Genomic DNA, 10,759 nt, shown 5'->3' with positions numbered 1-10,759 from the left:
GCCAGCAGCGCCGCCGCCCTCGTTCAGTGAGTGGGCTTATAGAACTAACCCTCCCAAACAGTCAACAGGCCATTTCGAAAAAACTGATTTTTCTTTTATGCAATTGTTTTCAAATGATAATTTTCCAACGACTGGGAAATGCGGTAGTTTCCCGGATTCCGACCGGCCTGACATGGCTCGAAAAATGAACCTTCTTCGACTTTTCCGGGGAAGAATGCTCTTTCGTCTCCTCGGCGCCCCGACATCATCACAATCTGCTGGTCTTAAGAGACACATGATTCACACAGGCAAATGCAGGCAGACTGCCTTTCCCTGGGCGATTTGACTTCCATGCCCAAAATATGCACATCTTTCGCCCCAGCCAGGATGGCCGAGAAATGCTTCCAGAGACGTCGAATGTAAGGACGCGGACCCGACTGCCATGATGACGGAGAAAATGATGATCCGCTCGTTAGGCAACGAGCCTCCGCTTCTGGCCGACGGCAGGCGTGCGCCCGACCGCCGTGAAGTGTCTCTCCGCTGGCTCTCGGGTACGTTCCTCACCGGCATTACATCCTCGGTCCTGATGGGCGTCGCGCTTTTTGCCGCCCTTGACGGCCGCCAGCAACTGGCAATCCCCGCCGAAGCCTATGCAAGTGCTGCGGCAGACGCGCACGAAGATACGACGGTGGTGCGCGGCGGAAGGCTGATCGCGCCTGCCATCGCCGCAAAACCGTCCGACCGGGCCATCATGGAAGTTTCCACAGTCGTCCACGACGGCGAAAAGGAAGTCGTACGCCGCCAGCCCTTCGCGCATGTGAAGATGACGCTGGCCGCCAACCACGTGGCGACCGAGGACTATCCCGACTTCGATCCCCTGGCGATCTTTTCCGCCGACGAACCGCAGCCCGCCCCGCAAAGCCGCACCGGCGCGATTTACGGCTCCGATGTCGAATCCGAAGTCAGCCTGAAAACCGTTTCCTTCCCGACCGGCAAGACGAGCATGAAGATGGCGTCCGGCCTGTCGCTCGAGGAGGTCGAAGAGAATGTGCGCTCCAATGGCTCGGTGCTGACGGACGGCAACACCCAGCTTGCGGCCCTCTATTACGTCGATCCGCGCCGTTTCTCCAACGAGGATGCCGATGTCGATCTGACCGCCGGTCTCTCCGCCCGTGTGCTCGAACAGAACATGACCGTCTCCGCATCGGAATCGATCACGCCGCAGACCGAGGAATTCGCCGACGACATCCTGCCGGTCCGCGCCGACACGCCGATCGCCAAGGCGCTGACGGATTCAGGCTATCCGCAGCAATATGCCGACGGCATTGCCGGTTTTATCTCGCAACAACTGGGTTCCACCGATCTCGACAAGGGCGACGTGCTGCGTATCGGCATCATTCAGAAGGGCGAACAGGCAAAGATCATCCGGGCCAGTGTCTATCGCGGCACCCGCCATCTCGTTACCGTCGCCGTCGACGACAAGGGCAGATACGTGCCCGGCAGCGAACCGCCGATGCTGGATGCCATCGCCACCGCCTTCGATGACAATTCCTTCGCGCCGCCGCCGGGCCAGAACCTGCCGCGCGTCTATGACGGCATCTATCGCGCTGCCCTTTCCTACGGCATGACCAAGGATATGACGGCGCTGATTATCAAGCTGCTTGCCAGCAATGTCGATTTCCAGGCGCAGTTGAGGCCTACCGACAGTCTCGAAGCCTTCTTCTCCGTCGCCGACAGCGCCGGCCAGGCGACCGAGGATTCCGAGCTGCTCTACGTTAACGCCCGTTTCGGCGATACGCAGACACGCTTCTACCGCTTCCAGGATCCGGAGGACGGCACGGTCGATTATTTCGACGAGAACGGTAAAAGCATCCGCCAGTTCCTGCTGCGCAACCCGGTCCCGAACGGCATTTTCAAATCCGGCTTCGGCATGCGCCGTCACCCGATCCTCGGTTTCGCCCGCATGCACACCGGCGTCGATTGGGCGGCACCCCGCGGCACCGCAATCATCGCTGCCGGCAACGGCACTGTGGAAAAAGCCGGCTGGGATTCTGGCGGTTACGGCAATCAGACGATTATCCGTCACGCCAACGGCTATGAATCCTCCTACAATCACCAGAGCGCCATCGCCAAGGGCGTTACCCCCGGCGCCAAGATCCGCCAGGGCCAGGTGATCGGCTGGGTCGGCACGACGGGCGAGTCCACCGGACCGCATCTGCATTACGAGCTGATCGTCAACGGCACCAAGGTCGATCCCCTGCGCATCCGCCTGCCGGGCGGCAAATCGCTGCAAGGTGAGGCGCTGGCGAAATTCGAGGACGAGCGCAAGCGTATCGATACGCTGCTGAACAACCAGACGTCCGACCAGGTGGCGAGCAAATAATCGCTAAAGCGCGTGGCGATCTTTCAGATTCGCTCCCTACACTTTGGCTCTTTGTTTTTACGCATGACGTTGCCGCAAAAAGCGCTGCACACTTTTGCGCGACATGCTTTAACCCTTGCGTGGTTTCGCACCCGCCAGACAAAAATGGCGGCCGAAGCCGCCATTTCTCATTCATCCGGCAAAATCGGCCTATGCCGCTTCGCTCACCGTCTGACCAGTCCTGAACTGCAGCCGGTCGGAACCATTCGTCACCTTCACCGTCGATCCGTCCGGCACCTGGCCGGACAGGATCTGCTCGGCGAGGGGATCCTGCACGAATTTCTGGATAACCCGCTTCAGCGGCCTTGCGCCGTAGACCGGATCGTAACCCTTGTTCGCCAGCCAATGGCGGGCGTCCTCGTCGAGGTCGATGACGATCTTGCGCTCGGAGAGCAGCGCCACCAGACGTTTCAGCTGGATATCGACGATCGCGCCCATCTCCTCGCGCTTCAGGCGGTGGAAGAGGATGATCTCGTCGATGCGATTCAGGAATTCCGGCCGGAAATGCCCGCGCACGACCTCCATCACCTGCTCGCGAACCGTATCGCTGTCGTCACCGTCGGCGAGCTGCGTCAGATATTCGGCGCCGAGGTTCGAGGTCATGATGATCATCGTGTTGCGGAAATCGACAGTTCGGCCCTGCCCATCCGTCAGGCGTCCGTCGTCCAGCACCTGCAGCAGGATGTTGAAGACATCGGGGTGGGCCTTTTCGATCTCGTCGAACAGCACGACCTGATAGGGCCTGCGGCGCACGGCTTCCGTCAGCGCTCCACCTTCGTCGTAACCGACATAGCCGGGAGGCGCACCGATCAGCCGGGCCACGGAGTGTTTCTCCATGTATTCCGACATGTCCATGCGCACCATCGCCGCTTCATCGTCGAAGAGAAAGCGGGCGAGCGCCTTGGTAAGCTCCGTCTTGCCGACGCCGGTCGGGCCGAGGAATATGAACGAACCGATCGGCCGGTTCGGATCCTGCAGGCCGGCACGCGCACGGCGCACCGCACGCGACACGGCCTGAACCGCATCACCCTGGCCGATCACCGATTTCGCCAGTTCGTCTTCCATCCGGAGCAGCTTGTCGCGCTCACCTTCCAGCATCCTGTCGACCGGAATGCCGGTCCAGCGGGAAACGACGTGGGCGATGTTGTCGGGGATCACCACCTCCTGCACCATCGCGCCGCGTTCGCCATCCTGCTTTTCGGCGTCGACCAGCTGCTTTTCCAGATCGGGAATGACGCCATAGGTCAGCTCGCCGGCCCGTTGGAATTCACCCTTGCGCTGGGCGATCGCCAGTTCGTTGCGGGCATCGTCGAGCTGCTTCTTGAGATCGGCGGCAAGGCCGAGCTTCTGCTTTTCCGCCTGCCAGCGGGCCGTCAGCGCATCGGCCTCCTCTTCGAGGCCGGTCAATTCGGTGTCCAGCCGCTTCAGCCGGTCGGCCGAGGCGACGTCGGTTTCCTTCTTCAGCGCCTCGCGCTCGATCTTCAGCTGAATGATGCGGCGATCGAGTTCGTCGAGTTCTTCCGGTTTGGAATCCACCTGCATGCGCAGCCGCGCCGCCGCCTCATCCATCAGGTCGATCGCCTTGTCGGGCAGGAAACGGTCGGTGATATAGCGGTTGGAAAGCGTCGCCGCCGCCACCAGCGCCGCATCGGCGATGCGCACCTTGTGATGCTGCTCGTATTTTTCCTTGAGGCCGCGCAGAATCGAGATCGTGTCTTCGACCGTCGGCTCGTCGACGACGACCGGTTGAAAGCGGCGGGCAAGCGCCGGATCCTTCTCGACATGTTTGCGATATTCATCGAGCGTGGTCGCGCCAACGCAATGCAGCTCGCCGCGGGCAAGTGCGGGCTTCAGAAGGTTGGAGGCGTCCATCGCCCCATCCGCCTTGCCGGCACCGACCAGCGTGTGCATCTCATCGATGAACAAGATGATCTCACCGTTCTCAGCCTGAACCTCATTGAGCACGGCCTTCAGCCGCTCCTCGAATTCGCCGCGGTATTTGGCGCCGGCAATCAGCGCGCCCATGTCGAGCGCCATCAGCTTCTTGTCCTTGAGCGATTCCGGCACGTCACCGTTGACGATGCGCAGCGCCAGTCCCTCGACGATGGCCGTCTTGCCGACACCGGGCTCGCCGATCAGCACCGGATTGTTCTTGGTGCGGCGCGAAAGCACCTGGATGGTGCGGCGGATTTCGTCGTCGCGGCCAATCACCGGGTCGAGCTTGCCCTCGCGGGCCTCGGCGGTGAGATCGCGTGCGAACTTCTTCAGTGAATCGAAACCCTGCTCGGCATTGGACGAATCCGCCGTCCTGCCCTTGCGAATGTCGTTGATGACCTGGTTCAGACCCTGCGCCGTCACGCCTGAATTCTTCAGCGTCGAAAAAGTCGAAGCCGAGGATTCGATTGCCAGCGCTTGCAGCAGGCGCTCGACGGTGACGAAGCTGTCGCCGGCCTTCTTTGCCGCCTCTTCAGCGGTCGAAAGCACTTTGGCGAGTGGCTGGGCCAGGTAGATGTTGCCGTTGCCGCCGGAAATTTTCGGCAGCTTGGCCAGCGCCGCGTCATTGGCAAGGCGGGCAGCCTTGGCATCACCGCCGGCGCGATCGATTAGCGAGGCGGCCATGCCCTGATCGTCGTCAAGCAGGACTTTCAGCACATGTTCGGGCGTAAATTGCTGGTGACCCTGCGCCAGCGCATAAGTCTGCGCCGACTGGATGAAGCCGCGCACCCGTTCGGAATATTTCTCGATATTCATATTCTACCTCCATGGATCGCTCTGCCCTGATGAGGCGCAGACCGATGATTGAGATCGACCCCCTGAAAAGGCAGGCCGCGCTTCACCCATCTCTGATTTGAGCGAAGCAGTCGAGGAGAATATGGTACCCTGTTCTGCGAGTTTAAAGAGCCGACAAAACGAAAATCCCCGACACGAGGCCGGGGATTTTCGTTGCAATTCTAACAGATGGCATGAACCTCGCGCCTCCCTCGAAGGAGAAGCGAAATCCTCATTCCGATGCGGCGTCGGCCAGAACCGGCGCCTCGCCGGAGGCACCCTCGCCCTCGGCGGCGGCTTCGCCCTCAGCGCCGCGACGCGGGCGACGGGGACGGCTGCCGGTGCTGCGGCGGCGGGGCTGGCGCGGCTGGCCGGCGGAGCCTTCCTCGTCCATGGCGACCTCGGCCGGAATGCCTTCGATCTCCGGCTGCGGGCCGGTTCCGTCGATCACCTCGGGCTGGGGCGCCGGTGCAGCCGCCGGTTGCGGCTGTGCCTGCGGCCGATGCTGCTGCCTGTTCTGCGGCGGCTGGACGATAACGACATCGTCGCCGTCATTGTCGTTGTTATCCATATCGTCGCCGTCGCGATCCGAACCGTCGCGGTCTGCACCATCGCGATCATACTCGCCGCGATCGTCGCGCTGGAAGCGTTCCTGCATCTGCGCCTGGGCGCTGGCGATGATACGATTATAATGCTCAGCGTGCTGGAGATAGTTCTCGGCAATCACGCGGTCGCCGGAGCTTTGAGCATCGCGGGCAAGCTGGGCGTATTTTTCGGCGATATGCTGGGCAGTCCCGCGAATTTTCACATCGGGGCCGGAGCTGTCATAGGTCCGGGTCAGCGGATTGCCGCCCTTGCGGTTGAAATTGTTATTATTGTTATTTCCACCGCCGCCGTTGTTATTATTGTTGTTACCACGCCCTCGACCGCGCTTGTTCTGCTGTCCTGGCCTCATAGATCGTTCACCTGAATTCTCTGTTTGTGATGGATACATGGCACCAACCGCCATGACCGGAAAACCGGGTCAGGACCTTTGTGCCGCGAGCATACTGCGCCTTTGCGCCGACCTGCCGCTTGGTTCTCAAGTCAGTTTGACTGATTCACGCGTTGGGTCGTGTTCAACCGTTGAAACTCTCGTTTAAAAGAGCGGACCCCCGAGGCAAACCAAGTACCGAACGAATCTCGTTCATTCCTATCTGCCCAACACGTGACCGCAACCTATATTGCTTCCCTGGGAAATCCAAGCCTTTTCTTCGCAATAACAAGAATGTCCCGCTCAATGCAGCGATTATCGCCTGTCACGCGAGCGCAAACACGAGCACTCTATCGTTCTGACCATAATCTTTTACGGATTTGAGGCACTTGAAGCCTTTCGCTTCAAAGATCGCCATCACATCGTTGCGCTGATCGTAGCCGATTTCCAGCCCGACGACCCCACCGGGCCTCATGAACCTTGCCGCATCCTTGGCGATGGCGTGGTAGGCGTCAAGCCCATCCGGGCCGCCATCCAGCGCTGCGACCGGATCAAATTTCGTCACTTCGGGAGCGAGATCGTGAATAACATTGGAAGCAATATAGGGCGGATTTGAGACAATCGCGTGAAACGAACCCTGGATGCTCTCGAACCATCTCGACTGCACGGCCTGAAAACGATCCTGCAACTCGTTTCTTTCTGCATTCGATCTTGCTGTGCGAAGTGCATCCGCCGATATGTCACTTCCGACACCCGACGCATCGGGACATTCGCTCAAAAGCGCAAGGCATATCGCCCCGGTCCCGGTTCCCATGTCAAGGATATGGAGATGGCCTTGTGTCTTTGCAAGGTCCTTGAGATAGGCAAGCACCGTATCGACCAGGATTTCCGTATCCGGCCGGGGTTCCAGCGTTTCCACCGAAAGGACAAGCGGCAGGCCGTAGAATTCCCGCTCGCCGAGAATGCGGTGCACCGGCTCATGGCCGAGCCGCCGCTCGACCGCCTTGGACATCACCTCCGCCTGCTCAGACGAAAGCCTCTCGGCCGATCGCGTCAAAAGCTCGGTCGGCGATAGTTTCAGAAGGCCCGCGACAAGCAAGCGCGCATCGGTTGCCGGGTCGGCGATACCCGCCTCGGTGAAGCGGCGGCGTGCTTCGGCGAGCGTATCGGCAACCGTCGAGCTCATTGCTGCTCGCCGAGCTGCGCCAGCTGGCTTGCCTGGTAATCGGCCATCAGCGCATCGACGACCTCCTCGATTTCGCCTTCCATCATCCGATCGAGCTTGTAGAGCGTCAGATTGATGCGATGATCGGTTATGCGCCCCTGCGGGAAATTATAGGTGCGAATGCGTTCGGAGCGGTCGCCGGAACCGACCTGGCTCTTGCGGTCGGCCGACCGCTCGCTGTCGGCCCTCTGCCGCTCGGCATCGTAGAGCCTGGAGCGCAGCACCTGCATCGCCTTGGCGCGGTTCTGGTGCTGCGATTTTTCCGAGCTGGTGACAACGATGCCGCTCGGCAGATGGGTGATGCGCACCGCCGAGTCCGTCGTATTGACGTGCTGGCCGCCCGCACCCGAAGAGCGCATCGTGTCGATGCGGATATCCTCCGGCCGGATCTCGATGTCGATCTCCTCGGCCTCGGGCAGCACCGCAACCGTTGCCGCCGACGTGTGGATGCGCCCGCCTGCCTCGGTCTCAGGCACGCGCTGCACGCGATGCACGCCGGATTCGAATTTCAGCTTGGCAAAGACCCCGCGGCCGGTGATCGTCGCGATGATTTCCTTGTAACCGCCGGCTTCGCCCTCGCTTGCCGAGAGCACTTCCACCTTCCAGCCTTTCTCCGCCGAAAAACGCTCATACATGCGGAAGAGATCGCCGGCAAAAAGGGCTGCTTCCGATCCGCCCGTGCCGGCGCGGATTTCGAGGATCGCGCTCTTTTCGTCCGCTGCGTCCTTCGGCAGAAGCAGGATCTGCATCTCCTGCTCGAGCGCCTCGATCTGCTCTTTCACCTCGGGCAGCTCCAGCTCAGCAAGGTCGCGCATCTCGCGGTCGACCGACTTGTCCTCGAGCAGCGTTTCGAGATCGGCAAGCTCGGCATTCGCCTTCTCATAGGCGCGGATCTTCGTCACGACGGGCTGCAGCTCGGAATATTCGGATGCGAGCTTCACATAGACGTCGGCAGCCGGGCCGGCCGACATGCGCGCTTCGATCTCGCCAAAACGGCGTTCCAGCTCGCGCATCTTTTCAACGGGAAGCTTCGCCACCCTTCACTCCGATTCTTCTTAACGTCTGCCTAAAGGGGAATATTGTGGCTCTCGGCGAAGCGGGCAAGCACCTCGCGCATCGGCGTCGTGGCGTGGACATCGTCCAGCACCTCGGCCATCGCCGTTGCCAGCGCCCCGACATCGAGCCCGAGCAGCATCGCCTTCACCGGTCCGATCGAGGCCGGCGACATCGAGATCGAGCGGAAGCCGATGCCGAGCAGCGCCATTGCCGAGATGGGCTTGCTGGCGAGTTCGCCGCAAAGCGTCACCGGCGTCCTGTTCCGATCGGCGCCGCGCACGATGTCGCGCAGAATGCGCAAAAACGGTTTGCCGAGCGGGTCGAACCGGTCCGAGACCCGCGCATTGCCGCGATCGACCGCCATCGAGAACTGGAAAAGGTCGTTCGAACCGACCGAAACGAAATCCACCGCCTCCATCAGCTCGTCGAGCTGCCAAAGCAGTGCAGGCACCTCCAGCATCGCTCCGAATTGCAGCTTGCGCGGCAGCCCGTGGCCGAAACGCGACAGATGCTGCACTTCCTTCTGTAGCAGCTCGCGCACCACCTTCAGCTCGGAAACCTCGGTCACCATCGGCACCATCAGCTTCAGCTCGGTATCGGCCGAAGCCTTCAGGAGGGCGCGCAGCTGGGTGCGCAACAGCCCCGGCCGGTCGAGCGACAGCCGGATGGCGCGCCAGCCGAGTGCGGGATTTTCTTCCTCGTGACCGCGGAAATAGGGCACGACCTTGTCGCCGCCGATATCGAGCGTGCGGAAGGTGACGGGGCGGCCCGCCGCCTGTTTTATCACATTACGATAGAACTGCTCCTGCTCGTCCGCCTTCGGCATGGTGGAGGCGATCATGAACTGCAGTTCGGTGCGGAAGAGGCCAATGCCCTCGGCACCCGATTCCGAAAGCTGCGGCAGGTCGACCAACAGCCCGGCATTCATCATCAGCGCGATCCGCTGCCCATCCTTGGTCACCGGCTCGACGGCGCGCAGCGCCCGGAACTGCTCCTGCCGCCTGGCGCGGAAGCGAACCTTTTCCTCGTAGGAACGTCGGTGATCGGCCATCGGCCTGAGATGCACATGCCCCTCGTCGGCGTCGATGATCACGGCATCGCCGTTCTCGGCGAGCGCCACGACACCGGCCGCCTGGCCGATAACCGGAATACCCATGGCCCGCGCAACGATCACCACGTGGCTCGTCACCGCGCCTTCTTCCAGCACCAGCCCGCGCACATTGGCGCGCGGATAATCGAGCAGCTCGGCCGCCCCCATGGCGCGCGCCAGGATGACCGCGTCGTTGGGGAAACCTTCGGCGGTCGTCCGCCCGGTATACCCGGTCAATTGTCTGAGCAGCCGGTTCGCCAGATCCTCGAAATCATGCATGCGTTCGCGCAGATAGGGGTCGGTCAACCGCATCATCCGCGCCTTGGTGTCGCTCTGCACCTTCTCGACCGCCGCTTCCGCCGTCAGGCCGTTGCGGATCGCCTCCTCGAGCTTGCGGACCCAGCCCTGGTCATGCGCGAACATGCGATAGGTTTCGAGCACCTCGCGGTGCTCGCCTTCCATCGACACGTCGCGGCGCGACAGCATGTCGTCGATCGAGATCCTGAGCGAGCCCATGGCTTCGGCGAGCCGCCGGATTTCCTTCTCCGCATCTTCGTTGAGCAGGTTGGTGACGACGATGCGCGGCTCGTGCAGCACGACGTAACCGAGGCCGATGCCGTCATTATACGTGTCGCCGTCGACGGTTACCGAACGCGTCAGGTCGAGTTCGAGGCCCGGCTTGGTGATCTTTTTCAGCTCGCCGGTGGCGATCATCTCGGCGAGCACCATCGCCGTCGTCTCGAGCGCTTCCAGCTCTTCCTCGCGATAGGTACGGCTCGCCTTGTTCTGCACGACGAGAACGCCGAGCGAGCGCCCGGTCCGAAGGATCGGCACGCCGAGGAAGGAATGGTAGATCTCTTCGCCGGTTTCCGGCAGGTAGCGGAACGCAGGATGCGACTGTGCGTCGGAAAGGTTCAGCGGCTGGGCCGAGGCAGCAATCGTGCCGACCAGGCCCTGCCCCATCTTCAATTGCGCCAGGTGCACGGCTTCGCGGTTGAGGCCTTCGGTGGCATAGAGTTCGAGCACGCCATCGGCGCGCAGCACGTAAACCGAGCAGACCTCGGCCACCATGTTACCGGCGATCTGGCGGACGATCCGGTCAAGACGATCCTGCGGCTCCAGCGGCTCCGCCATCAACTCGCGCAACCGCCTGAGCAGCACGCGCGGACCGCCGGAAAGGTCTCTCATGGCGTCTCAAGCTCCCGAAACAAAGCACTCAGTCCCGGCGGGCCGGCCCTCGTCTCC

Annotated in this window: 7 protein-coding genes; 2 read left to right on the top strand and 5 right to left on the bottom strand. The window is 61.7% G+C overall.

Translation table 11 applies throughout. The features are described from left to right. Both OS035_RS30955 and OS035_RS30950 read left to right on the top strand, forming a co-directional pair. Positions 1-188, top strand: a 188-nt coding sequence (locus OS035_RS30955) for a hypothetical protein (protein WP_331814882.1), incomplete at its 5' end; no start/stop codon positions are given. A gap of 233 nt (positions 189-421) precedes the next feature. Beyond that, a complete protein-coding gene (locus OS035_RS30950) occupies positions 422-2,362 on the top strand; it encodes a M23 family metallopeptidase (protein WP_097629789.1) in 1,941 nt (646 codons plus the stop codon). Positions 2,363-2,551: 189 nt separating this feature from the next. Here OS035_RS30950 and clpB read toward each other — a convergent pair whose 3' ends face one another. From clpB to ptsP, 5 genes are all read right to left on the bottom strand, one after another. Continuing rightward, positions 2,552-5,152, bottom strand: coding sequence for an ATP-dependent chaperone ClpB (clpB, locus tag OS035_RS30945; RefSeq protein WP_097629790.1), 2,601 nt, complete (start codon positions 5,150-5,152; stop codon positions 2,552-2,554). A gap of 250 nt (positions 5,153-5,402) precedes the next feature. Further along, positions 5,403-6,125 (bottom strand): DUF4167 domain-containing protein, encoded by a 723-nt coding sequence (locus OS035_RS30940; RefSeq protein ID WP_097629791.1) that lies wholly within the window; start codon positions 6,123-6,125, stop codon positions 5,403-5,405. A gap of 343 nt (positions 6,126-6,468) precedes the next feature. Next, positions 6,469-7,329, bottom strand: a complete 861-nt coding sequence (gene prmC / locus OS035_RS30935; protein WP_097629792.1) for a peptide chain release factor N(5)-glutamine methyltransferase — start codon at positions 7,327-7,329, stop codon at positions 6,469-6,471. Continuing rightward, positions 7,326-8,405, bottom strand: a complete 1,080-nt coding sequence (gene prfA / locus OS035_RS30930; protein ID WP_097629793.1) for a peptide chain release factor 1 — start codon at positions 8,403-8,405, stop codon at positions 7,326-7,328. Before prfA ends, prmC begins: the two co-directional genes overlap by 4 nt. Before the next feature lie 29 nt (positions 8,406-8,434). Then, positions 8,435-10,702, bottom strand: a complete 2,268-nt coding sequence (gene ptsP, locus OS035_RS30925; RefSeq protein WP_097629794.1) for a phosphoenolpyruvate--protein phosphotransferase — start codon at positions 10,700-10,702, stop codon at positions 8,435-8,437. Positions 10,703-10,759 lie beyond the last annotated feature (57 nt).

Origin of the sequence: Rhizobium sp. 268 (genome assembly GCF_036571585.1) — a bacterium.
Lineage (GTDB): Bacteria > Pseudomonadota > Alphaproteobacteria > Rhizobiales > Rhizobiaceae > Rhizobium > Rhizobium redzepovicii.
Note: the sequence above shows the minus strand (reverse complement) of the source record. Positions and strands in the feature narration are given on the sequence as shown.